General features: G+C 64.6%; 22 protein-coding genes and 3 tRNA genes. 21 read left to right on the top strand and 4 right to left on the bottom strand.

All coding sequences use genetic code 11. From position 1 onward, the window contains the following. Window positions 1-165: 165 nt before the first annotated feature. From epsA to ACTIFF_RS08025, 7 genes are all read left to right on the top strand, one after another. Window positions 166-963: an XrtB/PEP-CTERM-associated transcriptional regulator EpsA gene (gene epsA / locus ACTIFF_RS08055; protein WP_439536354.1), complete on the top strand. Its 798-nt coding sequence runs from the start codon at window positions 166-168 to the stop codon at window positions 961-963. Next, window positions 960-1,784 (top strand): ankyrin repeat domain-containing protein, encoded by an 825-nt coding sequence (locus ACTIFF_RS08050; protein ID WP_439536353.1) that lies wholly within the window; start codon window positions 960-962, stop codon window positions 1,782-1,784. The genes epsA and ACTIFF_RS08050 overlap by 4 nt, the downstream gene beginning before the upstream one ends. A 217-nt stretch (window positions 1,785-2,001) precedes the next feature. Continuing rightward, window positions 2,002-3,978 carry a sigma-54-dependent Fis family transcriptional regulator gene (locus tag ACTIFF_RS08045; RefSeq protein ID WP_439536352.1) on the top strand — a complete coding sequence of 659 codons (1,977 nt, stop codon included), beginning with the start codon at window positions 2,002-2,004 and terminating at the stop codon, window positions 3,976-3,978. Further along, window positions 3,968-4,588 (top strand): flavoprotein, encoded by a 621-nt coding sequence (locus ACTIFF_RS08040; protein ID WP_439536351.1) that lies wholly within the window; start codon window positions 3,968-3,970, stop codon window positions 4,586-4,588. Before ACTIFF_RS08045 ends, ACTIFF_RS08040 begins: the two co-directional genes overlap by 11 nt. Continuing rightward, window positions 4,540-6,045, top strand: coding sequence for a DUF6513 domain-containing protein (locus tag ACTIFF_RS08035; protein WP_439536350.1), 1,506 nt, complete (start codon window positions 4,540-4,542; stop codon window positions 6,043-6,045). Before ACTIFF_RS08040 ends, ACTIFF_RS08035 begins: the two co-directional genes overlap by 49 nt. Beyond that, window positions 6,042-6,605 carry a DUF447 domain-containing protein gene (locus tag ACTIFF_RS08030; protein WP_439536349.1) on the top strand — a complete coding sequence of 188 codons (564 nt, stop codon included), beginning with the start codon at window positions 6,042-6,044 and terminating at the stop codon, window positions 6,603-6,605. Before ACTIFF_RS08035 ends, ACTIFF_RS08030 begins: the two co-directional genes overlap by 4 nt. Before the next feature lie 5 nt (window positions 6,606-6,610). Continuing rightward, on the top strand, window positions 6,611-7,321 hold the full coding sequence (locus ACTIFF_RS08025) for a (5-formylfuran-3-yl)methyl phosphate synthase (RefSeq protein ID WP_439536379.1): 711 nt from the start codon (window positions 6,611-6,613) through the stop codon (window positions 7,319-7,321). A 192-nt stretch (window positions 7,322-7,513) separates the two neighbouring features. Here the strand turns inward: ACTIFF_RS08025 and ACTIFF_RS08020 are convergent, their stop codons facing one another. The 3 genes from ACTIFF_RS08020 to ACTIFF_RS08010 are packed head-to-tail and all read right to left on the bottom strand — an operon-like array spanning window position 7,514 to window position 10,164. After that, complete coding sequence (locus tag ACTIFF_RS08020) at window positions 7,514-8,878, bottom strand: sigma-54-dependent transcriptional regulator (RefSeq protein ID WP_439536348.1); 1,365 nt, start codon at window positions 8,876-8,878, stop codon at window positions 7,514-7,516. Next, a complete protein-coding gene (locus ACTIFF_RS08015) occupies window positions 8,875-9,312 on the bottom strand; it encodes a universal stress protein (RefSeq protein ID WP_439536347.1) in 438 nt (145 codons plus the stop codon). The genes ACTIFF_RS08020 and ACTIFF_RS08015 overlap by 4 nt, the downstream gene beginning before the upstream one ends. Window positions 9,313-9,369: 57 nt before the next feature. Continuing rightward, on the bottom strand, window positions 9,370-10,164 hold the full coding sequence (locus tag ACTIFF_RS08010; protein WP_069037392.1) for an outer membrane protein assembly factor BamD: 795 nt from the start codon (window positions 10,162-10,164) through the stop codon (window positions 9,370-9,372). Between ACTIFF_RS08010 and rluD the strand changes: the two genes are divergently transcribed. The 13 genes from rluD to ACTIFF_RS07945 all read left to right on the top strand — a co-directional run bounded on the left by rluD (window position 10,163) and on the right by ACTIFF_RS07945 (window position 21,251). Then, a complete protein-coding gene (gene rluD / locus ACTIFF_RS08005) occupies window positions 10,163-11,128 on the top strand; it encodes a 23S rRNA pseudouridine(1911/1915/1917) synthase RluD (RefSeq protein WP_439536346.1) in 966 nt (321 codons plus the stop codon). The genes ACTIFF_RS08010 and rluD overlap by 2 nt on opposite strands. Beyond that, window positions 11,125-11,880, top strand: coding sequence for a peptidoglycan editing factor PgeF (gene pgeF / locus ACTIFF_RS08000; RefSeq protein ID WP_439536345.1), 756 nt, complete (start codon window positions 11,125-11,127; stop codon window positions 11,878-11,880). Before rluD ends, pgeF begins: the two co-directional genes overlap by 4 nt. Window positions 11,881-11,912: 32 nt before the next feature. Next, the gene (locus ACTIFF_RS07995; RefSeq protein ID WP_439536344.1) at window positions 11,913-12,803 is read left to right on the top strand and encodes a ZIP family metal transporter; all 891 of its coding nucleotides are present in this window, start codon (window positions 11,913-11,915) and stop codon (window positions 12,801-12,803) included. A 522-nt stretch (window positions 12,804-13,325) separates the two neighbouring features. After that, window positions 13,326-15,029 carry a class I poly(R)-hydroxyalkanoic acid synthase gene (gene phaC, locus ACTIFF_RS07990; RefSeq protein ID WP_439536343.1) on the top strand — a complete coding sequence of 568 codons (1,704 nt, stop codon included), beginning with the start codon at window positions 13,326-13,328 and terminating at the stop codon, window positions 15,027-15,029. Window positions 15,030-15,097: 68 nt separating this feature from the next. After that, window positions 15,098-15,838 carry an acetoacetyl-CoA reductase gene (gene phbB, locus ACTIFF_RS07985; RefSeq protein WP_257078448.1) on the top strand — a complete coding sequence of 247 codons (741 nt, stop codon included), beginning with the start codon at window positions 15,098-15,100 and terminating at the stop codon, window positions 15,836-15,838. 85 nt (window positions 15,839-15,923) lie between these two features. Next, window positions 15,924-16,664 (top strand): beta-ketoacyl-ACP reductase, encoded by a 741-nt coding sequence (locus ACTIFF_RS07980; RefSeq protein WP_069037385.1) that lies wholly within the window; start codon window positions 15,924-15,926, stop codon window positions 16,662-16,664. 151 nt (window positions 16,665-16,815) lie between these two features. Further along, window positions 16,816-17,418 carry a polyhydroxyalkanoate synthesis repressor PhaR gene (phaR, locus tag ACTIFF_RS07975; RefSeq protein ID WP_257093547.1) on the top strand — a complete coding sequence of 201 codons (603 nt, stop codon included), beginning with the start codon at window positions 16,816-16,818 and terminating at the stop codon, window positions 17,416-17,418. 75 nt (window positions 17,419-17,493) lie between these two features. Further along, a complete protein-coding gene (locus ACTIFF_RS07970) occupies window positions 17,494-18,024 on the top strand; it encodes a GNAT family N-acetyltransferase (protein WP_439536342.1) in 531 nt (176 codons plus the stop codon). A gap of 18 nt (window positions 18,025-18,042) precedes the next feature. After that, on the top strand, window positions 18,043-19,374 hold the full coding sequence (rimO, locus tag ACTIFF_RS07965) for a 30S ribosomal protein S12 methylthiotransferase RimO (protein WP_439536341.1): 1,332 nt from the start codon (window positions 18,043-18,045) through the stop codon (window positions 19,372-19,374). A 2-nt stretch (window positions 19,375-19,376) separates the two neighbouring features. Further along, window positions 19,377-20,807 (top strand): FAD-binding oxidoreductase, encoded by a 1,431-nt coding sequence (locus tag ACTIFF_RS07960; protein WP_439536340.1) that lies wholly within the window; start codon window positions 19,377-19,379, stop codon window positions 20,805-20,807. Between the two features lie 125 nt (window positions 20,808-20,932). Next, window positions 20,933-21,008, top strand: a tRNA-Ala gene (locus tag ACTIFF_RS07955). Window positions 21,009-21,043: 35 nt separating this feature from the next. After that, window positions 21,044-21,119: transfer RNA gene (locus tag ACTIFF_RS07950), tRNA-Glu, on the top strand. 55 nt (window positions 21,120-21,174) lie between these two features. Next, window positions 21,175-21,251: transfer RNA gene (locus tag ACTIFF_RS07945), tRNA-Asp, on the top strand. Between the two features lie 155 nt (window positions 21,252-21,406). On the opposite strand, the gene ACTIFF_RS07940 is transcribed toward ACTIFF_RS07945, so the two are convergent. Beyond that, on the bottom strand, window positions 21,407-22,414 hold the full coding sequence (locus ACTIFF_RS07940; RefSeq protein WP_439536339.1) for a GGDEF domain-containing protein: 1,008 nt from the start codon (window positions 22,412-22,414) through the stop codon (window positions 21,407-21,409). Window positions 22,415-22,574: 160 nt separating this feature from the next. Between ACTIFF_RS07940 and ACTIFF_RS07935 the strand changes: the two genes are divergently transcribed. After that, window positions 22,575-26,219, top strand: a complete 3,645-nt coding sequence (locus ACTIFF_RS07935) for a DUF748 domain-containing protein (RefSeq protein ID WP_439536338.1) — start codon at window positions 22,575-22,577, stop codon at window positions 26,217-26,219. Window positions 26,220-26,239 lie beyond the last annotated feature (20 nt).

Genomic DNA, 26,239 nt, shown 5'->3' with positions numbered 1-26,239 from the left:
AACATTCACCCCTGAGAATCCGGTATCGCGGCGTGCGACACATCGCTGCGAGAAAACCCCATTCCGCTTCCAGTCCGCATCCATCAATGGCTCGCGGACCGGACATACCGCACACAACGACGGACCGGTCATGCGTCCAGACATACACGACCGTTCAGGCGCTCCATGAAAGATTCGCTCGCGCAGGAACAGGTGGACGTTCAGTTGCTGCTGTTCACGATCGAAACGTCGATCCGGGTGGTCAAGCGCTTCCAGTTTTTCCTGTGGGCCCAGGGGTCGCTGCAGACCTTCCTGCCGCACGAAACGCTGCTGTGCGCCTGTGGCGATCTCGAGCGCGGCAACTTCCGCGCGCTGGTGTTTTCGCGTTCGGTGCTGGCGCCGGACGTCGAGGCACAGCTGACCCATCCGGTCGATGGCCTGATCGGTCGTCTGATCGAGGACTGGCGCAACGGCGCGCGCGAACCGCTGGCCCGTTCAAGCGGGCCGCGCAACCGCGACAGCAGCACGGCGCTGCTGCGCACGCTCGGCATTGAACATGCCCTGGCGCACGGTTGTCGCGAGGCACGCGGCGAGCAGTCCACCTTCTTTGCGCTGCTCGGTGTGCCGGCGGCGCCGACCAGTCAGGACGCGCGCCACATCGAGCTGCTGATGCCCAATCTTCACCTGGCACTGCTGCGCATCGTCGAGTTCGAGCGCGCCGAATCGGGGGATCGCACCGGCGCTCGCCCGGCACTCCAGGTGACGCTGAGCGGGCGCGAACTGCAGGTGCTCGACTGGGTACGCGAAGGCAAGACCAATCAGGAGATCGGGCAGATCCTGGACATCAGCCCGCTGACGGTGAAGAACCATATCCAGAAGATCCTGCGCAAGCTCGACGTGACCAACCGCGCACAGGCCGTGGCGCGGGTCACCGCGCTGCGTGCGCACGAAGGCGGCGCCGAAGCGGCGCGGGACATGTCATGAACAGGACGATATCGATGCGGTGGAGCCAGACCGTTTTCCTTTTGCTGGGTCTGTGGATGACCGGCGCGCAGGCGCAGGATGTGCCGCCCGAATGGCAGGGCCGCATCGCCGAGCCCGAGCGGCCGCGCGCCGCCGTGCCCGCAACCGCGCTCGAGTACGCCGACATCCGGCGCAGCGGTGCCGACGTCGATCCGCGCGCCTACCGTGCAGCGGATCTCGCACTGCTGTCGGCTGCGCGTCGCGGTGAGTGGGTCACCGCGGCGAAACTGCTGAAGGCCGGTGCGCCGGCCAACGCACGAGACGTGTGGGGCGACAGCGTACTGGTACATGCGGCGGCAGCTGGCGAAACCGAATTCGTGCGCGCGCTGATCAACGCCGGCGCCCACGTCGACCGGCGCGGCTCGAAGGGCTTCACGCCGCTGGGCGCGGCAGCGCTTGCCGGCCATCACAAGGTGGTCGATCTGCTGCTGCGCGCCGGTGCCGACATCGACGCCAAAAGTTCGAACGGCCATACGCCGCTGATCGACGCGGTGATGCTCGACCGCAGCGAGGTGGTGGCCGTGCTGCTGCGCCACCGGCCGCAGTGGGAATTCCAGACCGAGCGCGAATTCGGCCGCCATGCGCTGTCGCTGGCGGCCTCACTGGGTCATCTGAACGTGCTCGACCAGTTGCTGGCGGCCGGTTTCGACCCGAACATTCCGGATCGCGGCGGGTTCAATGCGCTGTACTGGGCGGTTTTCAAGAAGCAGCGGCTGGCCGTCGCTCATCTGCTGGCGCTCGGCGCCGATCCGGGCGCCATGTCGACCGACATCTACGACTGACCACCCTCACCGCGCAGGGCATCCCCTCTGCCGCGTCCGCGCGGCAGTCCGGCCGCCATCCTGCGGTTGTCGGGCCGGGCAGGGCGCCGGCTGGCCCGGGACGTTGCCCCGGTGATACCATTCGCTGCTTTTCCCACGACCTGCGCGGCCTGCAAAACGATGCGTCCGGCACACCGCGGCGCGCACGGAGCAGCCGCGGCTCCCAAGGCTTGAATTCATGGTGTCTTCCAATTCGGTGGCGGAACACGTCCGTTCGGTTCACGCCATCATCAGCCGTCCGCAACGCCCGGCGGGTCACGAACTCGTGGCCCGCTCGTGGTTGCGCTGCTTTCACGAACTGGGTCTGGACCCGGCCGCCGAAGACAGCCCGCCGCCGCTGGCACCCCAGGCGTGGCGCGAGCGCGGCGACCGGCTGGGCGAAGTCATGGACAGCGCCATCCCGGAAATGCAGACCCTGCACCGTCAGCTCGACGACCCGCAGTCTGCGCTGGTGCTCGCCGACGCCGAGGGCGTCATCGTCAGCATCGTGCGTCACCCGGGGTTCGCGCGTGAAGCGTCGCTGCGCGGACTGGTTGAAGGCGCGCGCTGGAGCGAGGACGTGCAGGGCACGAATGGCATCGGCACCGTGCTGGCGGAACGTCATTCGCTGGTGATCGCGGGTGAGGAGCACTTTTTTGCCCGCCACACCGACATGGTGTGCGCCGCGGCACCCATCTACGACGGCGTCGGCGAGGCAGCGGCGGTGCTGGCCGTGTGTTCGCTGGCTCCGGGTGGCGCGCGCGCGCTGCGTGCGCTGATCGAGCGCTCGGCGCGGGTGATCGAACATCGCGCTTTCCGTGCCCGCCACGCCACCGACTACATCATCCGCTTCCACGCGCACGCCGGCCGTGTGCTGACCGCGGTCGACGGTCTGCTTGCGCTGTCGCCGGAGGGTGAGGTGATCGAAGCCAACCACATCGCGTTCGAACTGCTGTCGCCGGAAGGGGAGGCGCTGCTCGGACGCGAAGTGACCGAATTTTTCGGCCAGTCGCTGCCGGAGCTGCTGTCGCGTACCTTCCGCGCCGGTTTCCATCCGCTCGCGCTGTCGATGCCGCAGCACCAGACCTGGCATCTGCTGGCACAGCAGCCGTCGCGCACCCGCGCGCAAAGCGGTACGCGCGCCAGCGACTCCGCGTCGGCGGCGCAGGCGCTGGCCGAGCTGGACCTGGGCGACCTGCGCATGGCCGGCAATGTTCACAGCGCGATGCGCATCCTCGATCGCGACATTCCACTGCTGATCGCCGGCGAAACCGGCACCGGCAAGGAAGTGTTCGCACGCGCCTTTCATGCGTCGAGCCAGCGCGCGCGCGGGCCTTTCGTCGCCATCAACTGCGCGTCGCTGCCCGAAACACTGATCGAATCCGAACTGTTCGGCTACAAGCAGGGCGCCTTCACCGGCGCCAATCGCGACGGCCGTCGCGGCAAGGTGCTGCAGGCCGACGGCGGCACGCTGTTCCTCGACGAGATCGGCGACATGCCGCTGCAGCTCCAGGCACGCCTGCTGCGCGTGCTCGAAGAGCGCAAGGTGACGCCGCTGGGTGGCGAGAACGCGGTGCCGGTCGATCTGCAGCTGGTGTGCGCGACACACCGTGACCTGCGCGCCATGGTGCGCGACGGCAGCTTCCGCGAAGACCTGTACTACCGTCTGCGCGGCATGGAAATCAGTCTGCCCCCGTTGCGCGAGCGCACTGACCGCCGTTCGCTGATCGAGCGCTGCCTGAGCGAGGAAAGTGCCGGGCGCCACCCGCCGGTGCGCTTGGGCCATGCGGCGATGAATGTGCTCGACCGCTTCCGCTGGCCGGGCAATATCCGGCAGCTGCGCTATGTGCTGCGCACGCTGGTCGCGCTGTGCGACGGACCGGAAATCACGCTGCGCGACATGCCGGCCGAAATGCTGGACGCGCCCGAACCGCTGCCGCCCGCCGCCGTTGCGCACGAACCTGCGCATGAGACCGCAGGGGTGCCGTCGGCGCCGCCGAGCAACCTCAATCCGCTGCAATCGGCCGAGCGTGACGCGCTGCTGGGCGAACTGCGCCGCCATCGCTGGAACATCGCAGGACTGGCGCGCGAGCTGGGCGTCAGCCGCAACACCATCTACCGCAAGATGAAGCGGCTCGATATCGACACTGACGCGCAGGTGGGCGATGGCTTCTGATCCGCGGCTTGACCCGCAGTGGGACCCGCTGGAACTGCTGCCCGACGCGCGCATCGCGTGGGGGCTGACCGGTTCCGGTCACTTCCTGAAGGAGTCGCTGGAACTGGCGGATGTCATGAACGGCATCGACCTGTTCATGACGCGCGCCGGCGAAGAAGTGCTCAACATGTACGGCTATCCGCTGGCCGACATGAAGAAGCGCTATCGCATCTTCCGCGACAACACCGCGAGCGCGGCGCCGGTCGGGCTGTTCTATCAGGGCCAGTACCACACCGTGGTGATCGCGCCGGCGACGTCGAACACCGTGGCCAAGTGCGCGCTGGGCATTTCCGATACGCTGGTGAGCAATATCTTTGCGCAGGCCGGCAAGCTGCGCATTCCGACCATCGTGTTCGCGTGCGACAGCGAGCCGGTGGTGATCACCGAATCGCCCAGCGAATGGGTGACGCTGTACCCGCGCGCCATCGACCTCGCACACACCGCGACCCTCGGGACCTTCGAACACGTGACCGTGGTCGACAGCGTCGAGGCGCTGAACGCAGCGCTCAAGCGAAGATTGGCATGCCTGAAAACGACTCCGCCCGCTCCGTCGAACGCGTCCTCTTCCTGACCGGGCATCTGGCGCAGAAAAGCCTGCACCGGATACTCGACGACATGCAGCCGCTGCCCTTTGCGCCCGAGGTGCTGGACATCGGCATCAATGTCGCCGGGCTGATGACAGCGGAACTGATCCGTCGCCGCCTGCCGGCGCCGGTCGCCGCCGACCGCATCATCGTGCCCGGCCGCTGCCGTGGCGATCTCGAGGCGCTGGCGCAGCACTATGGCGTGCCGGTGCAGCGCGGGCCGGACGAACTGAAGGACCTGCCGCTGCACTTCGGCCGCAAGGCGAAGGTGGCTGACCTGTCTAAGCACGACGTGCTGATCTTTGCCGAGATCGTCGATGCACCGCGGGTCGAAGTGGCCGCCGTCGTAGAACGTGCGCAGCGCTATCGGCGCGACGGGGCGGACGTGATCGACATCGGATGCCTGCCCGACACCGATTTTCCGCATCTCGAAGACTGCGTGCGCGCACTCAAGGCCGAAGGTTTCCGCGTCAGCGTCGATTCGCTCGATCCGAAGGACCTGCTGCGCGGTGCCCATGCCGGCGCGGATTTCCTGCTCAGCCTGAAGGAAGACACGCTGTGGGTGGCCGACGAGGTCGACGCCACGCCGATCCTGATCCCGAACACGCCGGGCGACCTCGATTCACTGCGCCGCGTGGTCGACCGGATGGTCGAGCGCGGCCGGCCCTTTTTCGCCGACCCGATACTGGAACCCATCCACTTCGGGCTGACCGCGTCCATCGTGCGTTTCCACGAGCTGCGGCACAGCCACCCGGACATTCCGATGATGATGGGCGTGGGCAATCTGACCGAACTGACCGATGCCGACACCAGCGGCATCAATGCGCTGCTGATGGGCATCATTTCGGAGCTGCGCGTGGGCGCCATCCTCGCCACCGAAGTCAGCCCGCATGCCCGCCGTGCGGTGCGCGAGGCCGACTGGGCGCGCCGCATCATGTTTGCTGCGCGCGAGGACAACGCGCTGCCGCGCGACTATTCCGGTGCGCTGATGACGACGCATGCGCGGCGCCCCTACACCGACACGCCGCAGGAAATCGTCGACGTGGCCGGTGCGGTGCGCGACCCCAACTTCCGCATCCAGGTCGCGACCGACGGCGTGCATATCTACAACCGCGACGGCCACCAGGTCGCGACCGACCCGTTCGACCTCTACCCGAAGCTGGGCGTCGAAGACGACGCAGGTCACGCGTTCTACCTCGGTGTGGAGCTGGCGCGCGCGCAGATCGCGTATCAGCTGGGCAAGCGCTACGCCCAGGACGAAGAGCTGGAGTGGGGCGCTGCGGTCGATCCGAAGCCGGTCGACCTGCAGGTGCATCGCGCGCCGGGCAGCACCACGAAGAAGAAGCCGAAGAAGCCCGCTGACCGGCTGGCCGACGCACAACAAGGCAGCATGCCCGACGGCACACAGGATCCCGACCGGGACCGCATACAGGACACGCCATGATCTGGGAAACCATACTCACCACCGTCGACGTGCAAGGCCGCACCCACATCACGCCATTGGGCATCCGCGAGGAGCGCGGGCTCACCGTGCTGTCGCCGTTCCGTCCGTCCTCCACACTGGACAATGTGCTCGCCAACCGCGTGGCGGTGGTCAATTTCACCGACGATGTGCGCGTGTTCGCCGGGTGTCTGACCGGCCGGCGCGACTGGCCGGTTCAGCCCGGTGAAGAAGTTGCCTGCGCGCGGCTGGTCGACACGCTGGCCCATCGCGAACTGGAACTGGTCGAGGTCGAGGAAGACGATGTACGCCCGCGTCTTTACTGCCGCACCGTGCATGAAGCCACTCATGGTGCGTTTCCCGGTTTCAACCGCGCCCGATCGGCGGTGGTCGAAGCCGCCATCCTGGTCAGCCGCCTGCACATGCTGCCCGTCGAGAAGATCGATGCCGAGCTGGCCTATCTGCAGATTGCCATCGACAAGACCGCCGGCCCGGCCGAACGCGAGGCCTGGGGCTGGTTGATCGAGAAGATCGACGCCCATCGGGCCGGAGTGCCGTCTTGATCCGCATGCTCGCCAGTGTGAAAGACCTGGCCGAGGCGCGGGTCGTGCTCGACACCGGCGTCGACCTGATCGATCTGAAGAACCCCGCTGACGGCGCTCTCGGCGCACTGCCGGGCGATGTCATCCGCGCAGTCGTCGACTTCGTTGCCGGCCGCACGATCACCAGCGCCACTGCCGGCAACCTCGGCCCGGATGCCAGCGAACTGCAGGCGGCGATGCTGCGCATCGCGGCCACCGGCGTCGATTACGTGAAGGCCGGTCTGTTTCCGCGCGGCTGGACGCACGGCGGGCGCGGCTACGTCGAGGTGTTCGACTGTCTCACCGGGCTGCAACCGCTGCCCGGCGCACGCCGCATTGCGGTCCTGTTCGCCGATCTCGCGCCGCCGCTCGATCTGGTGGACGCGGTGGCCGAAGCCGGATTCGACGGTGTCATGGTCGATACCGCGCTGAAGCAGGGTCGCAGCCTGTGCGATGTCGCGTCTTCCGAGTGGCTGGCCGATTTCGTTGCGCGCGCTCACGGACGCAGCCTCATGTGCGGCCTGGCCGGGTCGTTGCGTATGGAGCACATCGACGCACTGGCTTTGCAGGCTCCAGACTACCTTGGCTTTCGCGGCGCGCTGTGCGTCGGGCGCGAACGCGGCAGCGAACTTGACAGCCAAGCGGTGCGGCGCGTGCGCCAGAAACTGCGTGCCATCGAGCACGACGCGGTCGTCTGACGGCGCCTCGGTCGCCCGTACCACCCGTGTCGCGGGGCAACGCATGCGTTGCCTCTATCCTTATGTGGGAGGATCGCCTTACATGGCGAGCCCGCCTTGCAGGGGCGACGCAGTGCGTCGCCCCTATCCTGCACGTGGGAGGTCGGCTGAATACAGCCGACCCGTGTCGCCGGGGCAACGCATGCGTTGCCTCTATCCGGCGACACCCCACATCGCGCATTTGCGTTCTATGGTCTTTCGCGACACGCCCAGCTGGCGGGCGGCTTCGGATTTGTTGCCGCCACAGGCGGTGAGCACATCGAGGATGTGCTTGCGTTCGACGTCATCGAGCGCGGTGCGCTCGCCTGCGGCGGGGGCCGGCGGGGTCAGGCTGCCGAGGGCGTCGGCCGGAAAGTAGCCGAGGATGAGGGCGCGTTCGACCAGGTTGCGCAGTTCGCGGATATTGCCGGGCCAGTCGTAGCCAGCCATGCGCAGCACGGTATCGCGATCGAGCGGAATCGGCGCCACACCGAGGCGGGACGACAGCTGCGCCATGAAGTGAGCGATCAGCAGCTTCACGTCTTCACGCCGTTCGCGCAGGGGCGGAATGGTGATGCGCACGACGTCGAGCCGGTAGAACAGGTCCTGCCGGAAGCGGCCGGTGCGCACTTCGGAGGCGAGGTCGCGGTTGCTGGCAGCGACGATGCGGATGTCGACCGGGACTTCGCGTGTCGAACCGACCGGGCGGATCATGCGATCTTCGAGCACGCGCAGCAGCTTGGTCTGCATGGCTTGCGGCAGCTCGGAAATTTCGTCCAGGAACAGCGTGCCGCCCTGGGCATAGAACAGCAGGCCGGGGTAGTTGTCCTGTGCGCCGGTGAACGCGCCCTTGACGTGACCGAACAGTTCGGACTCGATCAGTTCGGCGCTGATGGCACCACAATTGACGGGCACGAACGGGGCTGCGGAGCGCGGGCTCATCTGGTGCAACGCGCGCGCGGCGACTTCCTTGCCGACGCCGGACTCACCGGTCAGCAGCACGGTGCTGGGCATCGCCGCGGCGCGTCGCAGTACGGTGGCCAGTTCGCGTACCGGTGCGGATTCGCCGACCATGCCTTCAACGCCTTCGGTCTGGCGCGCGATTTCCCGGCGCAGCACATAATTTTCTCGCAGCAGGCCGGCGCGGTCGAAGCAGCGGCCGACGGCATTCATCATCTGGTCGATGCGGAAGGGCTTCAGGATGAAGTCCGACGCGCCTGCGCGCAGTGCGTTGATGGCCGTCTCGATATCGGCAAACGCAGTGATCAGGATGACATCGCACTGGTGTCCCTGTTCGCGCAGCTCGTTGAGCCAGTCGAGGCCGCTGCGGCCGGGCAGGGTGATGTCGAGGATGACGAGATCGAAGTGCAGCCGGGCGAACAGCTGCTGCGCGGTTTCAACGCTGCAGGCGGCTTCCACCAGACCGCAGCGCGCACCCAGGGCGCGCGTGATGAAGCTGCGCATGCCCTCTTCGTCGTCGACCACCAGCACCGAATACTGCTGCCAGTCGCGCGTGCCCGCGCCCGCAGCAGCCGTCACGGATTCTGCACGGCGACCAGGATGCTGCACGGCGCTTCCTCGACCAGCGAAGCGCCGACCGAACCCTTCCACCAGCGCTCAAGCCGTGACGGGTGATGCTTGTGACCGATCACGATGAGGTCGACTTTCAGTTCGCGCGCCATGCGGCTGATTTCACGCACCGCATCGCCGGTCACCAGATGGCCGGCGGCCTTGACGTTGCGTGAGGCGAGCTGGGCCAGGCCATCATCGAGCACCTGCGCGAAGCGCGCGTTTTCCTCTTCCTGTGGCACATCGGCGACAAAACCTTCGGCGACGAACAGCGTCGGCGCGATGGGCGCCACCGCCAGCAGGTGGATGTCGGCATGCAGCAGGTTATTGATGTCGGCGCATTCGAACAGCGCACGGCGGCCGGATTCGGATCCGTCGTAGGCGAGCAGGACCTTGCTGTACATGGGATGCTCCCTGTCGATACAGTCAGATCTGCCGCGCGGAAGTGCGCGACAAGACGATTACCAGAGCTTCCACCACGGGTCGTCCTTGCCGTCCTGGAAGCCCAGTTCCGGATAGGTGCTGTCGGGGAAGTTCTTGACCATGACGCGCTGTGCGTCTTCCTGCAGATCGCTCAGGCCGAGCTGTTCGTACGAGCGGGTGAGGATGTACAGCGCTTCTTCGGTCGACGGCGATTCCTGGAAGTTGCTGATCGCGAACTGTGCGCGGTTCGCCGCGGCAAGATACGCACCGCGCCGGAAGTAGTAACGCGCCACGTGTACTTCGGCGGCGGCCAGCGCATTGACCAGATAGCCCATGCGCGCCTTGGCGTCCGGCACGTATTTGCTGTCCGGATAGCGGGTGATCAGTTCCTTCAGCGCGTCGAACGAGTCGCGCAGGCCCTTGGGGTCGCGTTCGGTCATGTCCTGACGCGAAATCTTGCTCATGAAGCCCATGTCTTCGTTGAAGTCGACCAGGCCGCGCAGGTAGAAGATGTAGTCGATGTTCGGGTGATTGGGGTGCAGGCGGATGAAGCGTTCGCAGGCGGCAAGCGCCTGTACGCGGTCACCGGAGCGATAGTAGGCGTAGGCCACCTCGATCTGCGCCTGCTGCGCATAACGGCCGTAGGGGTAACGCGCTTCCAGCTTTTCGTACATCTTGACCGACTGGTCGAAGGCGCCTTCGTCGAGCAGTTGCTTGGCTTCGGTGTAGAGGCGCTGCGCCGACCAGTTGGCCGTTTCGTCGATCTTCTTCGGCAGGATGTTGCAGCCAGCGGACAGCATCACCACAAGCACTATCGTTAAAATACGCCACATGACCGAACCAGCCCTGGAAGAGATTCAAGAAGAGGATTATATCGCCGAGCCGCCCGGTCATCGACTTCATGCAGTGGTGCCGCCCGGCGTGGTCGGCCAGCGGCTCGACGTGGTGCTGGCTGCCGTGTGGCCGCAGTACTCGCGGGCGCGGCTTCAGGACTGGCTGCGCGCGGGTCGGGTGAAGGTGGATGAGGCGGTGGCGAGCGACACCCGACGCCGCACCTTCACCGGCGAGCGGCTCGAACTCGATCCCGACGCACCGGCGCCGGACACCGTGCATGCGCCGCAGCACATCCCGCTCGACATCATTCACGAAGACGACACGCTGCTGGTGGTCAGCAAGCCTGCGGGCATGGTCGTGCACCCGGGCAATGGCGTACCGGACGGTACCTTGCTCAATGCGCTGCTACATCACCGCCCGGCGCTGGCGCAGGTTCCGCGCGCCGGCATCGTGCATCGGCTGGACAAGGACACGACCGGCCTTCTGGTGGTGGCCTGCACGCTCGAAGCGCAGACCGATCTGGTGCGCCAGCTGCAGGCGCGCACTGTCTCGCGCCGCTACATTGCGGTGGTCAGCGGCGCCGTGCGGGCCGACGGCGTGGTTGACGCGCCGATCGGCCGTCATCCGGTGCACCGCACGCGCATGGCCGTCGTGCCGACCGGGCGGCCGGCACGCACCCACTACGCCGTGCGCGACCGCCTGCGCGACGCCACGGCGCTCGAGTGTCGGCTGGAAACCGGCCGCACGCATCAGATACGCGTACACATGGCATCCATCGGTCACCCGCTGCTCGGTGATGACACCTATGCGCCGCGCCCGGTGGCGGCGCAGTTCGGCCGGCAGGCGCTGCACGCGTGGCGCCTCGGTCTGATCCACCCGAAAAGTGGCACCGACGTCGCCTGGGAAGTGCCGCTGCCGGATGACCTGGTGCAGCTGATCGACAGCCTGCGCGCGTCCCGATGACGCTGCCGCTGATCCGCCCCGACTGGCCGGCCCCGCCCGGCATCCATGCGGCCGTGACGACCCGGCTCGGCGGCGTCAGCCTGCCGCCGTTCGGTCCATTCAACCCGGCCTCGCACGTGGGCGACGATCCGGTAGCGGTCGCGGCGAATCGCGCGCTGCTGCGCGCCTGCCTGCCTGCCGAACCGCTGTGGCTCGATCAGGTGCACGGCGCAGACGTGGCGGATGCGGACAGCGACCGCACGGCGTGTGCCGATGCATCGGTGTCGCATCAGCCGGGTTCGGTGTGCGCGGTGCTGACCGCCGACTGTCTGCCGGTGCTGTTCTGCAACCGGCAAGGCACTGCGGTGGCTGCCGCGCATGCAGGATGGCGTGGTCTGGCCGCCGGCGTGCTCAGCCGTACCGTCGAACGCATGGGCTGTCCGGCGTCAGACATCCTTGCCTGGCTCGGACCGGCCATCGGGCCGGATGCCTTCGAGGTCGGACCTGAAGTGAAGGATGCCTTTGCGGCGCGGCTGGCGCGGGCGGAAGACGCCTTCAGGCCCGGCCAGGGCGACCGGCTGTTTGCCGATCTCTACCGCCTGGCGCGGCTCGAACTGGCGCAGGCCGGCGTGCATGCGGTGTATGGAGGCGGTTTGTGCACGGTTCGACAGGCCGGCCTGTTCCATTCTTTCCGTCGCGACGGACGTACCGGACGCATGGCCAGCCTGGTCTGGCGGACGGCAGGCCCCGCTGCGTCGCCGGATCAAGGATAATCCGGCCTCTTTTCAGCTACGCGCGGCACTTTATGTCTGTACTCATGTGGATCGTGCTCGCCTCGCTCGTGGGCGGCGTGATCAGTGTATGCGCCGCTGCCCTGGTCGGTTTTGCCGCGAAGCCGCACAGCATTCCGCTGCTCATCAGCTATTCGGTCGGTGCATTGCTCGGTGCATCGTTGCTGGGCGTGCTGCCACAGGCGATCACCGAAATCGGCAGCGTCGAGGTCGCCACGAGCATTCTTCTGGCCGGCATCCTTGGCTTTTTCCTGCTGGAAAAACTGGTGCTTTGGCGGCATTGCCATGAAGTGAGCTGCGAGGCGCATGACCCGGTCGAAGTGAAGCGTCCCGCGACGGCGCATTCGTACCGGCCGGTCGCCCAGGCGACTGTGCCCGTGACGCTCCACGCCCACGGTCACGCCGCGGGCGGCGGCCATGCGCACGGCTACGGCAGCGAGGAATCCGTGCGCAGCGCATCGCTGATCCTGATCGGTGACGCCTTCCACAATTTTGTCGATGGCGTGCTGATCGCCGCTGCCTTCACGCAGAGCATTCCGCTCGGCATCGTCACCGCCACCGCGATCGTGGCGCACGAAATCCCGCAGGAAGTCGGCGACTATCTGGTCCTGCTGCACTCGGGCATGAGCCGTATGAAGGCGCTCGCCTTCAATCTGCTGTCGAGCATGGCCACGCTGGTCGGCGCCGTGGGCGCGTACTTCGCGCTGGCGTCGATATCAGGGGCGGTGCCCTACCTGCTGTGCATCGCGGCGGCGAGCATGATCTACGTCGCCGTCGCCGACCTGATCCCCGGTCTGCACCGCCGCGCCGAACTGTCCGCCACCATTCAGCAGGTGGTGCTCATTTCGGCCGGCATCGGCAGCATCGTGCTGATCCACCATCTGGTCGACGGATTCGCCCACTGAAGCTTCGGCCTGCGCGAGCAGCGCCTTGCGGTGCGCGGTGCGCCGTCGGGCCGGCGTGCCGAAAATCCACAGGAAAAGAGCCAGCGGCGCCAGACCGTAGAAAACAAAGGTCATGATGCCGGCGATGACTGACTGTTCGGTGATCGACATCATCAGCACGACGTAGATCCAGGCGATTGCGACGATGTACATCCGGTGTGACTCCTTCCGCATTCCGGGATTGACACAGTTTTTGTGCGATGCAACAATTCTCGAGAAGGCTGAATGTTGCGAGAGGTAATTGAGGTAATCGTGCTGCGTTCATGCAATGCCGGACCGGAAGACAGGTCCTTTCAAGTTGCCGCTGCTATGCTCGGTAGCCGTATATCCGTATCCGATGGCGCTGCAGCTTACCGTTGCTTGCCGCGCATCTGGGTACATCAGGAACGACAGGAATCGAATTAGATGAGCAGCGAATCGGCAACGCCCGGGTCTTCATCAGTGCCGCCGTCCGGCGCACAGACCCAGGACTGGATGTCCATCATGACTGCCATGAGCCGCACCTTCAGCGACTTCATGGCACGCCAGCAGATTCCGGACGCTGCCCGCGCCGCCGCCACTCAGACACCTTTTCCGACGATCGGTTTTCCCCCGCCCGAGGCGGAGCGCTTCAACGCCCTGCACCAGCAGTGGCTGAACAGCCAGCATCAGCTCTGGCAGGCCTTTGCACAACGCAAACCCGATGAACCGGGCACCCCTGTCGTCACGATGGATCCGTCGGATCGTCGCTTCCGTGCGCCGGAATGGTCGGAGAGCCCGTACTTCGACTATCTGCGCCAGGCTTATGCGCTGAACGCAGCCTTCATGCGCGAGTGCATCGAGGCCACGCCGGTGGCCGACGGCCGTGCCAAGGAGCGCATGCGCTATCTGTCGAAGCAGATGATCGAGGCGATGTCGCCGGCGAATTTCGCCGCGACCAACCCCGAATTCATCCAGACGGCACTGCGCACCGAAGGCGAAAGCATCCGCAAGGGCATGGAAAACCTGTTGCGCGATCTGCAGCAGGGCTACATTTCGATGTCGGCACCGGGCGCCTTCGAGGTCGGCAGGAATCTGGCCGTGACGCCGGGTTCGGTGGTGTTCGAGAACACGCTGATACAGCTGATCCAGTACGCGCCGCTGACCGCCAAGGTGCATGCGAAGCCGCTGCTGATCATTCCGCCCTGCATCAACAAGTACTACCTGATGGACCTGCAGCCGGAAAACTCGCTGGTGCGCTACCTGGTCGAACAGGGCTTCACGGTTTTCCTCGTGTCGTGGCGGAATCCGGACGATTCGATGGGCAACCTGACCTGGGAAAATTACCTCAGTCTCGGCCCGCTGACGGCGCTGGATGTCGTACGCGACATCACGGGTGACGCACAGCCGAACACGCTGGGTTTCTGCGTCGGCGGCACCATTCTGGCCTCGGCGCTCGCCGTGGCCTGCGGTCGTGGCGAGAAACCGGCAGCCAGCATGGCCTTGCTGACAACGCTGCTCGACTTTTCCGATGCCGGCGAACTCGCCTGCCTGATCGACGAAGGCATGGTGGCCGCGCGCGAAGCGACCATTGGACGCGGTGGCGTGCTGCCCGGGCGCGAACTGGCGCAGACCTTCAGCAGCCTGCGGCCGAACGACCTGATCTGGAATTACGTGGTCGGCAACTACCTCAAGGGCGAAACACCGCCGCCTTTCGACATCCTGCACTGGAACTGCGACAGCACGAATCTGCCCGGGCCCTTCCTGACCTGGTATCTGCGCAACCTGTATCTGGAAAACAGCCTGCGCGTGCCGGGCAAGCTCGAGGTACTCGGCGTGCGGCTCGATCTGGGCAAGGTCGACATGCCGGCCTACCTGCTTGCCACATCGGAAGATCACATCGTGCCCTGGACCGGCGCCTATCTGGCGCGCGGTCTGCTCGGCGGCGACACCACCTTTGTGCTCGGCGCGAGCGGCCATGTTGCCGGCACGATCAATCCGGTTTCGAAGGACAAGCGCTCGCACTGGACTGGCGGCGATGCATCGACCGCGCTGGAATGGCGGGCGGGCGCGACCGAAAATCCGGGCAGCTGGTGGAAGCACTATGCCGTGTGGCTGGCGGGCAAGTCCGGCAAGAAGGTCGCCGCGCCGAAAGCCCCCGGAAATGCAAGATACGCCGTCATTGAAGCGGCGCCCGGCCGGTACGTGAAAGGGCTCGCAACGACTTGAGAAATGGCGGCCTTAAAGGAGGGGGGCCGCGGCAGCGAAATACCCTCAAAAAAATGGAGGAGACAAGCATGGCAAGAGTTGCACTGGTAACAGGCGGCATGGGCGGACTGGGTGAAGCGGTCTGCATCAAGCTCGCTGCACTGGGTTTCCGCGTGGTCACCACGCACAGCCCGGGCAATACGAAGGCAGCCGAATGGCTGCAGGCGATGAACAACATGGGCTATGGATTCAAGGCCTACGCGTGCGATGTGTCGGATTTCGATTCGTGCAAGGCGTGCGTGGAAACCGTGACCCGGGAAGTGGGGCCGGTGGATGTGCTGGTGAACAACGCCGGCATCACGCGCGACATGACGTTCAAGAAGATGACAGCGGCGGACTGGAAAGTGGTGATTTCGACCAATCTCGACTCCTGCTTCAACATGACGAAGCAGGTCATCGACGGCATGACCGAGCGCAAATGGGGTCGCGTCATCAATGTGTCGTCGGTGAATGGTTCGAAGGGCGCCTTCGGACAGACCAACTACTCGGCCGCCAAGGCCGGCATGCATGGCTTCACCAAGGCGCTGGCGCTCGAAGTGGCGCGCAATGGCGTGACCGTCAACACGATTTCGCCGGGCTACATCGGCACCAAGATGGTGATGGCGATTCCGCAGGAGATTCTCGACAGCAAGATCCTGCCGCAGATTCCGGTGTCGCGTCTGGGAAAACCGGAAGAAATTGCAGGCCTGGTGGCCTATCTGGCGTCGGACGAAGCCGCTTTCGTCACCGGCGCCAATATTGCAATCAACGGTGGTCAGCATATGGCCTGACCGCCAGCGCGGATGTCCGCGCAAAACTTCCACCCCGTCCGGCGGGGGTGGAAGCTCACTGACGCAGCTGGCTGGGAGATGAGTGATGACGAAAAGAGTGGCGCTGGTAACTGGCGGTATGGGCGGCCTGGGAACCGCAATCTGCAAGGCACTGGCAAAGGACGGCTACACCGTGGTGGCCAACTGTCTGCCGGGTTTCCCGCAGAAGGACGAATGGCTGACGAAGATGCAGACGGAAGGTTTTGACCTGAAGGCTGCCGAAGGTGACGTGTCGGACTACGAGTCCTGCAAGGCCATGATCGAAAAGGTCGAGCAGGATTTCGGACCCGTTGACGTCGTCGTCAACAACGCCGGCATCACCCGCGACAAGTTCTTTTCGAAGATGGACAAGGGTCAGTGGGACGCCGTGCTGACCACCAATCTCGACAGCCTGTTCAACGTGACCCATCAGGTTGCCGGCCGCATGGCCGAGCGTGGCTGGGGACGCATCATCAACATTTCGTCGGTCAATGGCGTCAAGGGTCAGGCAGGTCAGACGAACTACTCGGCCGCCAAGGCCGGCGTGATCGGCTTCACCAAGGCGCTGGCGGCTGAAATGGCCACCAAGGGCGTCACCGTCAATGCCATTTCGCCGGGCTACGTCGGCACTGAAATGGTCATGTCGATCCGCGACGATATCCGTCAGAGCATCATCGACTCGGTGCCGATGAAGCGTCTGGGCAAGCCGGAAGAGATCGGTGCGGCGGTATCCTATCTTGCGTCGGAACTGGCAGGCTACGTGACCGGCGCAACGCTGAACATCAACGGCGGGCTGTATTACCAGTAAGTTTAGAGCGTAAAGAATTGTTGCGCTAAGTATTGAGCCAAAGGCCTTATGCGGCACTGCCGCATAAGGCCTTTGCTTGCTGTATGATCAAAAATGTTGCGGACGGAACCCACCGTCCCGACGAAGAGCCAACGAGCAAGGACAGGACACAATGAGCGTTTCGCAAAGCCGCGAGGGGACCAGTTCCACCCACAGGCTGATCAAGAAATACCCCAACCGCCGGCTTTACGACACCCGCACGAGTTCCTACATCACGTTGTCCGATGTGAAGGAACTGGTCCTCGAGAACGCGGAATTCCAGGTGGTCGATGCGAAGACCGGCGACGACCTGACGCGCAGCATCCTGCTTCAGATCATCATCGAAGAAGAGAGTGAAGGCGTGCCGATGTTCACGTCGGACCTGCTGTCGCAGATGATCCGCTTCTATGGCAATGCGATGCAGGGCATGATGGGCAAATATCTGGAAGGCAACATCAAGGCCTTCACCGACGTACAGTCCAAGCTTCAGGATCAGGCGCGCGCCATTTATGGCGACAACAACGCCATGAGCAAGGATCTGTGGGCACAGTTCCTGAACTTCCAGGGCCCTGCCATGCAAAGCATGATGGGCGCCTACATGGAACAGAGCAAGCGCATGTTCGTGCAGATGCAGGAACAGATCGAACAACAGACGCGCTCCATGATGTCCGGCTTCAAGTTTCCAGGCTTCACGCCGCCGCAAAGTGGCGACAAGGGTCCGCCGCCGACCAAGTAAGCGGCAACGAAAGATGGTGCGAACCACTCAGAGCCGATCCGCAGGATCGGCTCTTTTGTTTACGGAGCGGCCGCGTTGATCAACGCCTGCCTGCTCGCCGATCGGCTGGTGCTGGTGCCGATGACGCACGACGACGCATCCGATCTTGCGCTGATCGCGGCCGACGCGTCGATTTTCCGGTACATCCCGGACATTCCGCAGCCATTCGATGCCGGGCGCTGGGTGCGCAGCGTGGTCGCCAACGACGCGCACCGCATCAAGCACGTGATCCGGCTCAGAACGGGCGAACCGGTCGGCTTCCTGCAACTCGGGCAACGGCGCAACGGCGATCTGCAGATCGGCTACTTCCTCGCCCGGGCGCATTGGGGGCACGGATTTGCTCGCGAAGCCTGTCTGTCCGCCCTCGGGTTTCTCGCCGGTCTGGGCGACGAACGGCCCGTGCATGCTGCAGTGCATCGCGACAATCTGACGTCGCTCCGCATGCTCGGATCGATGGGTTTTCGCCGCCTTGATTCGATGCCACCCCGCGCCGATTTGCCGCTCGACATGATCGACCACGTCCGATCGCCGGTCCGGGACGGGCGGGGCGGTATACTTGCGCGTTGATTTCCTATCGAGTGCTTCATGAGCAAGAATCCGAGTGTGGGCTTCCTCAGCCTGGGGTGTCCCAAGGCCACGGTAGACTCCGAATCCATCCTGACCCGGCTGCGCTCCGAGGGCTACGACATTTCACCGACCTACGACGGTGCGGACATCGTCGTGGTGAACACCTGTGGCTTCATTGATGCCGCGGTCGAGGAGTCGCTCGATGCAATCGGCGAGGCGCTGGCCGAGAACGGCAAGGTCATCGTGACCGGCTGCATGGGCGCCGAAGGTCCGAAGCGCCAGCAGGTGCTGGAAACGCACCCGCAGGTACTGGCCGTGACCGGTCCGCACGCGACCGAGGAGGTCATGAATGCGGTGCATCGCCATCTCCCCAAGCCGCATGACCCGTTCACCGATCTGGTGCCGCCTCAGGGCATCCGCCTGACGCCGTCGCACTATGCCTATCTGAAGATTTCCGAAGGCTGCAACCACCGCTGCAGCTTCTGCATCATTCCGTCGATGCGCGGCGATCTGGTCAGCCGGCCGATCGGCGACGTCATGCGCGAAGCCGAAACACTGCGCGACGCCGGCGTGCGCGAACTGCTGATCGTGTCGCAGGACACCAGTGCCTATGGCGTCGATGTGAAGTACCGCACCGGCTTCTGGGGCGGCAAGCCGCTGCGCACCAAGCTGTACGATCTGGCGAGTGCGCTCGGCGAACTGGGCATCTGGGTGCGCATGCATTATGTATACCCGTATCCGCATGTCGACGACATCCTGCCGCTGATGGCAGAGGGCAAGATACTTCCCTATCTCGACGTGCCGTTCCAGCACGCCAGCCCGCGCATCCTGAAGGCCATGAAGCGGCCGGCCAACGCAGAGAACAATCTGGAACGCATCCGCGCGTGGCGCGAAATCTGTCCGGACATCACGATACGCAGCACCTTCATCGCGGGCTTTCCGGGCGAAACGGACGCCGAGTTCGAAGAGTTGCTGCAGTTCCTCGGCGAGGCGCGGCTGGACCGCGTCGGCTGTTTCGCCTATTCCCCGGTTGATGGCGCGACCGCCAACGACCTTCCGGGCGCGGTGCCGGAAGAGGTGCGCGAAGAGCGCAGGCAGCGTCTGATGGAGTTTCAGGAAGACATCAGCACGCAGCGGCTAGAAGAGAAGATCGATCGCGAAATGATCGTGCTGGTCGACGAAGTGGATGAAGATGGCGCCGTGGCGCGCAGCGAGGGCGACGCACCTGACATCGACGGTCTGGTGCACATCCTCGACGGTCAGGACCTCGATGTCGGCGACTTCGTACGCGTACGCATCACCGACTGCGACGTGCATGACCTGTATGCCGAGCTGGTCATCGAGGACTGACGATGGAGCGCGAGCGCCTCGCTGACGCGCTCGCCGGGTTGCGCGATCTCGTCGGCGACGCACACGTGCTGACAGCCGCCGCCGATACCGCCCCGCACCTGACCGACTGGCGCGGCCGCTACACCGGTGATGCGCTGTGCGTCGTGCGCCCGGCAACGACGGAAGAACTGTCTCGCGTGGTGCGACTGTGTGCCGACGCCGGGCTGCCCATGGTGCCGCAGGGCGGTAACACCGGCCTGTGCGGCGGCGCAACGCCCCGCGCAGGGCAGGGCGAGGTGCTGGTCAATCTGTCGCGCCTGAACCGTATCCGCACGCTGGACCGCGACAATGCGTCGATCACGGTCGAAGCCGGCTGCAAGCTGGTGTCCGTTCAGGCGGCGGCACGCGACGCGGGCCTGTTGTTTCCGCTCAGTCTCGCATCGGAAGGCTCATGCGAAATCGGCGGCAACCTGTCGACCAACGCAGGTGGCGTACATGTGTTGCGTCATGGCAATGCGCGCGATCAGGTACTCGGGCTGGAAGTCGTGCTGCCAGACGGTCGTGTGTGGGACGGCCTGCGCGCCTTGCGCAAGGACAATACCGGCTACGACCTCAAACACCTGTTCATCGGCGCCGAGGGCACGCTGGGCTTCATCAGCGCTGCCGTGCTGAAGCTGTCGCCGTTGCCGGCGCATTCGGCACTGGCCTGGGTGGCGCTGGAGGATGCGCAACGCGGCATCGATGTGCTGGCGCATCTGCGCGCACAGGCAAGCGATGTGCTGAACGCCTTCGAACTGGTCGGGCGCGAGGCGCTGACGCTGGTACTCAAGCACCTGCCCGCCACGCGTGACCCCTTGCCTGGCGTTTCGCCCTGGTATGCGCTGATCGAGCTGTCTGGCAATCAGCCCGGGCTCGATGAACGCCTGGGTGCGCTGCTGGGCGCTCTGATGGAGCAGGGTGTCATGCGCGACGCGGTGATCGCACAGGATCTTTCGCAAGCGGCTGCACTGTGGGCGCTGCGCGAGAATATCTCCGAAGCACAGCGCATCGAGGGTTTCAGCGTGAAGCACGACATCAGTGTCCCGGTCAGCGCGATTCCGTGTTTCATCGACCAGGCCGGGAAACGCATCGCGCAGGCGCTGCCCGGCATACGTATCGTGGTGTTCGGCCATGCCGGCGATGGCAACCTGCACTACAACCTGTCCTTCCCGCAGGCGGACGACAACGCGCGGCTGATGGCCGACGCAGAAACAGCCAACACACTCGTCTACGAAACGGTACGCGCGCTGGCGGGGTCGATATCCGCCGAACACGGTATCGGCCAGCTCAAGCCAACGCTGCTGGCCGCGTGCAAAAGTCCGGTCGAGCTCGACCTGATGCGCGCAGTGAAACATGCGCTCGATCCGCAAGCGCTGATGAATCCCGGGAAGCTGCTGCCACCCCCTTTCACCTGAAGGCATACTGCCGCAATATGCGGAAGCGCTACGCATCTGGAATGTAGGCGGGGATCAGGCAAAAATAATCGCCTGGCTCACTTTACAAAGCGCCCGGACTGCTTATAATGCGCGTCTCTTTCGACGGGGGTATAGCTCAGCTGGGAGAGCGCTTGCATGGCATGCAAGAGGTCAGCGGTTCGATCCCGCTTACCTCCACCAGGCGAAAGAGAAACAGCAGCAGAAGCAAAAACTAGGTCCCCATCGTCTAGAGGCCTAGGACACTACCCTTTCACGGTAGGTACCGGGGTTCGAATCCCCGTGGGGACGCCAGTGATTCCGCTGGTCAGTCAAGTGAGTCCGGAAATGCTAGTGCCGGCACCAACAAGGAGTGGTAGTTCAGTTGGTTAGAATACCGGCCTGTCACGCCGGGGGTCGCGGGTTCGAGTCCCGTCCACTCCGCCAGCAATAACCGGGGCGCAGCATGCGCTTCGGTCAAAGAAAGGGCCGCGCATGCGGCCCTTTTCTTTTCGGTTGTTCATTTTGGTTTTTCTTGTCGGTCTTTGCGGTTTCGGTTCTGTTGAGTGTTCGGACCGTTGCGGATGATCGTTCCCGCCGATTCAGAACAGTTCGATAGCGCCGCAGTTGTCGACCTCGAGCACTTCGTCGCTGCGCAGCAACGCCTCGTGCGAATGCACCTGATTGCGGCCGTGCTTCTTCGCGTGATACACGGCGCGGTCACCACGGTCCACAGCGCTGCTTGCATTGTCCATTGCGCGGACGCGCGTGAATCCGACGCTCGCGGTGACCGTGCCGACCTGCGGGAAGCTGAAGGCGGCGAGCTGTTCGCGGAAGAACTCGAAGGCGAGCATGGCTTCACCTTCATGCTCGGCGCGCAACAGCACGATGAACTCCTCGCCGCCGAAGCGATAAAGCTGTTCGCTCTGACGAAATGCGCTGCGCAGCAGGCGCGCAACCAGCAGCAACACTTCGTCGCCGATCAGGTGGCCGAAATTGTCATTCACCAGCTTGAAATGGTCGATGTCGATGACGCCCAGCCACCAAGACAAGGACCTGTCGTCCTTGGTCGGTTCAATGCATTTCAGGAACTGTTCGTCAAAGGTCTTTCGGTTCAGCAGGCCTGTCAGGCTGTCGCGTTCGCTGTAATCGAGCAGCGTGATCTGGTTGCGATAGATCTTCAGCAGGCCGCTCACCAGACGCAGCTGCACCGGCAACAGTGGCTGTTCGCTGATCAGCTCGATGATGCCGAAACGTCGCGGCCCCGCCCAGACGGCAAAAAGATTGAGCCACGGACCCTCGTCGTCGCGCAGCGGCAGATCGAGCAGCGGCTCGTCCTGTGCGAAAGCCTGCTCGAACTGGGGGCGCGACGACAGTTGTGGCAGCGCTTCGAGCGGCGTCCAGGAAGGGTCGGCCGCAACCATGCCCTGACCTTTTTCCATACCGGCCTGCAACAGCAGGCGCAGGTCCGATCCGTCGCCGACGCAGCGATACAGATTCAGACGCAGCGGGTCGAGCCAGTCCCCGAGCACCGAAACGAAGGTACTGTCAATGAGATCACGGTCGCGGTATCCGGTGAGATTGGCGACTGATCCGATGAGATCTGACATGAACGGCGGCGTGCCCGGGAGGAAGGGATTCGTAGGGGTTATCGGCCCGCTTCCGCCTGCACTTTAGCGCGTCCATGGCGTCGATCCTCGCAGGCGCACGGAGCGCCGCGAGCGCTGTGCGGTGATACGCTCCGCTTTCCCTGTACCTGACGGATGCCGCATGCCTGTCCAGATTCTCGAATCCCGCCCACGCCTTCGCAAGACACTGATCGGATTGATCATTTTTCTTGTGTTGTTCGGCCTGTTCGGCTTCTTTGCAGCGCCGCACATCGTGCGGTCACTGGCGGAAAAGCATGGCTCGGAATTTCTCGGCCGGCAGGTCACGCTGAAAGAAGTATCGATCAATCCCTACACGCTTGAACTGTCGCTGGCCGGCTTGCGCATCCTGGAGTCGAACGAGGAAACCGAGGCACTCAGCCTTGCCCGGCTGGCGGTGGATGTCGAGTGGTCTTCGCTGTTCCGTGGTGCGCCGATCGTTCGCTCGGTAGAGATCGATCAGCCGCGCATTCGTCTCGCACGCATCGATGCATCGACCTACAACTTCAGCGACGTGCTGAACAAGATTCTCGACCAGCCCTCGACCGATGACGAACCGGCGCGCTTCTCGATCAACAACATCGTGCTGCGCGGCGGCCACATCGACATCGATGACCAGCCTCTGGGGCGACAGCACACGATCAGCGGGATCGAGATCGGCCTGCCTTTCGTGTCGAATCTGCCCTCCGACATTGCGCTTCACGTCGAGCCTTCGATTTCCGCGCGTGTTAACGATGCCGCGTTTGCGCTGCAGGGCAAGGTACGCCCCTTCACCGACGAGCGCGAAGCGACGCTCAAACTGGAACTGAAGGCGCTTGATCTGGCGCGAAGCGACGAATACTCGCCGGTACCGCTGGACTTCCGCATCGCCACCGGCACACTCGATACCGACATCGAGATCGGTTTCCGGCAGCCACTGAAGGGCGAGCCGCGCATCACGCTGCGTGGCACGCTGGGGCTGCATGATTTCAGACTTGACGACAAGGCCGGTGCCGCGCTGATCAAGCTGCCGGCGCTCGACGTCGTGCTGAACGAGATTGAACCGCTGATCGGCAAGGTCGATATCGCCAGCGTCCGCATCGACCAACCGGACATCGATGTCGCGCGTGCCAAGGACGGTCGCCTCAACCTGTTGTCGCTGATGCCCTCGGGCGGGACGGAGCCGTCCGATATCGCCCCGGCCGACGCCGCGGCCGCCACGAAGCCGGACATCAGGATCACGCTGCTCGAAGTGGTGCAGGCACGCATCGGCGTCATCGATGCGGTGCCGGTACGCCCGTTCGCCTTCGTCGTTGAACCGATCGACGTCGTGCTGCGCGACTTTTCGCTGCAGGGCGAAGCGCCGGCCACGCTGGTGGTGGACGCGAAGGGCGATGGCGGCCTGCAGATCAAAGTCGATGCCCGTGTGACGGCCGCGACAATGACTGCCGACGGGGAGCTGTCCATTGCAAGCCTGGATATCCCGCGCTTTGCCGGCTATCTGCCGGCATCGCTCGACTTCGTGATCGAGCAGGCGCAGGCGCGGCTCGGCGCGAAGCTGAAGATCGCGCTGGTCGAGGGCGTGCCGCAGGGTGAAGTGACGGTGACCGAAGCGGGGGTGGGCGGGCTCAAGCTGGTGCGCAAGGGCGCCAAGCAGCCTTTCGTGCAGGCAGACGACATCGTGCTGTCCGGCGCGACAATGGATCTGGCGGCCCGAACAGTGAAGGCGGACGCGTTCGATATCGTGCATCCGAAGCTGCGCGCTGCGCGTGAAGCCGATGGCAACATCGATCTCGCAGGACTTGTCACGGCGTCGTCCCCGCCCGTGACAGCGGCATCGACTGCAGGCGACCCTCAGCCGAACGGTGCGCCTTGGAGCGCCTTGCTCGGCGCTTTCCGCATGAAGGAGGGTGCGGTCCGGTTCGAGGACCGCACGCTGGCCAAGCCCGGTGTGGTCGAACTGGACAAGATCGCGCTGACGGTGGACAACATCGGCACCGACAAGACCCTGAAGTCGCGTATCGACCTGGCGTTCCGCGACGCGGCGGGCGGCCTGTTCGGTGCGCGCGGCGGCTTTTCGATGCAGCCGGTGTCGGCCAGCCTCAAACTGGACGCGCGACGTCTTGACCTGCTGGCCGGACAACCCTGGATGGCCGAGCGGCTCAACGCCGAATTGCTCCGCGGCAATATCAGCCTGCGCGGTGATCTGGGCGTGCAGGTTGCGCCGGCAGGGACCTGGTCCCTGTCGTGGAACGGCGAGACGACGGTGGCCGATGTACATCTGACCGACAAGATCCATGCCTCCGACCTGCTGAAGTGGCGCACGCTGTTCATCGGTGCGGTGGCATTGAAGCTCGACAGCAGCAAACCCGATCTGCTGTCGTCGCTGTCGGTCGGCGAGGTTGCGCTGTCCGATTACTTCGCCCGCATCATCCTTTCGAAAGAGGGCCGCCTTAATCTGCAGGATATCGTCAAGCAGCCTGCCAGCGCCCCCACGTCCGTAGCGCCACCGGCCCCTCCGGTCGCTGCCGCGCCGCCGGCGCCGCCCAAGCCACCGGCCTCCCAGGGCGCAGCGCTGGCAAGGATGATCGATGCAGCGCGGCCGCCGGTCGACGTGAAGACGATCGTACTGCAGGGCGGACAGGTCGATTTCAGCGATTTCTTCATCAAGCCGAATTACCGCGCGCAACTCTCGAAGCTCGGCGGACGGGTGTCCGGCCTCAGTTCGAAGTCGGGTACCGCAGGCGAAGTCGAACTGCGCGGCGTGGTCGAAGGTTCGGCGCCGATCGACATCACGGGCCGCATCAATCCGCTGGCCGGGCCGCTGTTCCTCGACATCAAGGCGAATGCGCGCGGCATCGAGCTGGCGCCGCTGTCACCGTACTCGGGCAAGTACGTGGGCTACGGCATCGAGAAGGGCAAGCTGAGCGTCAGCATCGCCTACAAGATCGAGAATGACCAGCTCACGGCACAGAACAATGTCGTGCTCGACCAGCTCACCTTCGGCGCGCCGGTCGACAGTCCGGACGCGATCAAGGCACCGATCCTTCTTGCCGTGTCGCTGCTGAAGGACCGCAACGGCGTCATCGACATCAATCTTCCGATCAGCGGTTCGCTGTCCGATCCACAGTTCTCGATCGGTGGTCTGGTGGTGAAGGTGATCGTGAACCTGATCGTCAAGGCCGTCACATCGCCATTCGCACTGCTCGGGTCGCTGTTCGGCTCGGATGCCGACCTCGACCATGTCGCGTTCGAGCCCGGACGGGCTTCGCTTGGCGACACCGCGCGCGGCAAGCTCGATACGCTCGGCAAGGCGCTGGCCGATCGGCCGGCGCTGAAGATCGAAGTCACCGGTCGTACCGACCGCGCGACCGACGTCGAGGGGTATCGCCGCGCGCTGCTCGACAACAAGGTGAAGGCGGTCAAGGCGGCGAAAACCAAGGTGCCGGTCGACGAGGTGGTGGTTGATCCGGCGGAGTACCCGGATCTGCTGGAGACGGTGTACAAGGCGGCGTCGTTTCCGAAGCCGCGCAATATTGTCGGGCTGACGAAAAGCCTGCCGGTCGGCGAGATGGAAACACTCCTGCTCACCAATACCGAAGTGGGCGATGAAGATCTTCGCCTGCTCGGACTGGCGCGTGCGCAGGCGGTGAAGGACTATCTCGCACAGCAGGCGAAGATCGATGACGCACGGCTGTTCGTCATTGCGCCGAATACGGTGGCGAAAACCGGCGACAAGACAAGTGATGCCAAGGCATCACCGGCTCGCGCCGACTTTTCGATCAAGTAGCCGCCACGCGCGAGGCGCGG

It is taken from the genome of Methyloversatilis sp. (genome assembly GCF_051861465.1).
GTDB lineage: Bacteria > Pseudomonadota > Gammaproteobacteria > Burkholderiales > Rhodocyclaceae > Methyloversatilis.
Note: the sequence above shows the minus strand (reverse complement) of the source record. Positions and strands in the feature narration are given on the sequence as shown.

What these genes read in the sequence shown, in the direction of transcription:
- ACTIFF_RS08015 (WP_439536347.1), bottom strand. Translation starts at nt 9,312, where the DNA reads ATGTACAGCAAGGTCCTGCTCGCCTACGACGGATCCGAATCCGGCCGC.
- ACTIFF_RS07995 (WP_439536344.1), top strand. Translation starts at nt 11,913, where the DNA reads ATGTCTGTACTCATGTGGATCGTGCTCGCCTCGCTCGTGGGCGGCGTG.
- ACTIFF_RS08040 (WP_439536351.1), top strand. Translation starts at nt 3,968, where the DNA reads ATGGCTTCTGATCCGCGGCTTGACCCGCAGTGGGACCCGCTGGAACTG.
- ACTIFF_RS07940 (WP_439536339.1), bottom strand. Translation starts at nt 22,414, where the DNA reads ATGTCAGATCTCATCGGATCAGTCGCCAATCTCACCGGATACCGCGAC.
- pgeF (WP_439536345.1), top strand. Translation starts at nt 11,125, where the DNA reads ATGACGCTGCCGCTGATCCGCCCCGACTGGCCGGCCCCGCCCGGCATC.
- epsA (WP_439536354.1), top strand. Translation starts at nt 166, where the DNA reads ATGAAAGATTCGCTCGCGCAGGAACAGGTGGACGTTCAGTTGCTGCTG.
- ACTIFF_RS07960 (WP_439536340.1), top strand. Translation starts at nt 19,377, where the DNA reads ATGGAGCGCGAGCGCCTCGCTGACGCGCTCGCCGGGTTGCGCGATCTC.
- ACTIFF_RS08035 (WP_439536350.1), top strand. Translation starts at nt 4,540, where the DNA reads ATGCCTGAAAACGACTCCGCCCGCTCCGTCGAACGCGTCCTCTTCCTG.
- phaC (WP_439536343.1), top strand. Translation starts at nt 13,326, where the DNA reads ATGACTGCCATGAGCCGCACCTTCAGCGACTTCATGGCACGCCAGCAG.
- ACTIFF_RS08030 (WP_439536349.1), top strand. Translation starts at nt 6,042, where the DNA reads ATGATCTGGGAAACCATACTCACCACCGTCGACGTGCAAGGCCGCACC.
- rluD (WP_439536346.1), top strand. Translation starts at nt 10,163, where the DNA reads ATGACCGAACCAGCCCTGGAAGAGATTCAAGAAGAGGATTATATCGCC.
- phbB (WP_257078448.1), top strand. Translation starts at nt 15,098, where the DNA reads ATGGCAAGAGTTGCACTGGTAACAGGCGGCATGGGCGGACTGGGTGAA.
- ACTIFF_RS08050 (WP_439536353.1), top strand. Translation starts at nt 960, where the DNA reads ATGAACAGGACGATATCGATGCGGTGGAGCCAGACCGTTTTCCTTTTG.
- ACTIFF_RS07935 (WP_439536338.1), top strand. Translation starts at nt 22,575, where the DNA reads ATGCCTGTCCAGATTCTCGAATCCCGCCCACGCCTTCGCAAGACACTG.
- ACTIFF_RS08010 (WP_069037392.1), bottom strand. Translation starts at nt 10,164, where the DNA reads ATGTGGCGTATTTTAACGATAGTGCTTGTGGTGATGCTGTCCGCTGGC.
- ACTIFF_RS07980 (WP_069037385.1), top strand. Translation starts at nt 15,924, where the DNA reads ATGACGAAAAGAGTGGCGCTGGTAACTGGCGGTATGGGCGGCCTGGGA.
- rimO (WP_439536341.1), top strand. Translation starts at nt 18,043, where the DNA reads ATGAGCAAGAATCCGAGTGTGGGCTTCCTCAGCCTGGGGTGTCCCAAG.
- phaR (WP_257093547.1), top strand. Translation starts at nt 16,816, where the DNA reads ATGAGCGTTTCGCAAAGCCGCGAGGGGACCAGTTCCACCCACAGGCTG.
- ACTIFF_RS08025 (WP_439536379.1), top strand. Translation starts at nt 6,611, where the DNA reads ATGCTCGCCAGTGTGAAAGACCTGGCCGAGGCGCGGGTCGTGCTCGAC.
- ACTIFF_RS08045 (WP_439536352.1), top strand. Translation starts at nt 2,002, where the DNA reads ATGGTGTCTTCCAATTCGGTGGCGGAACACGTCCGTTCGGTTCACGCC.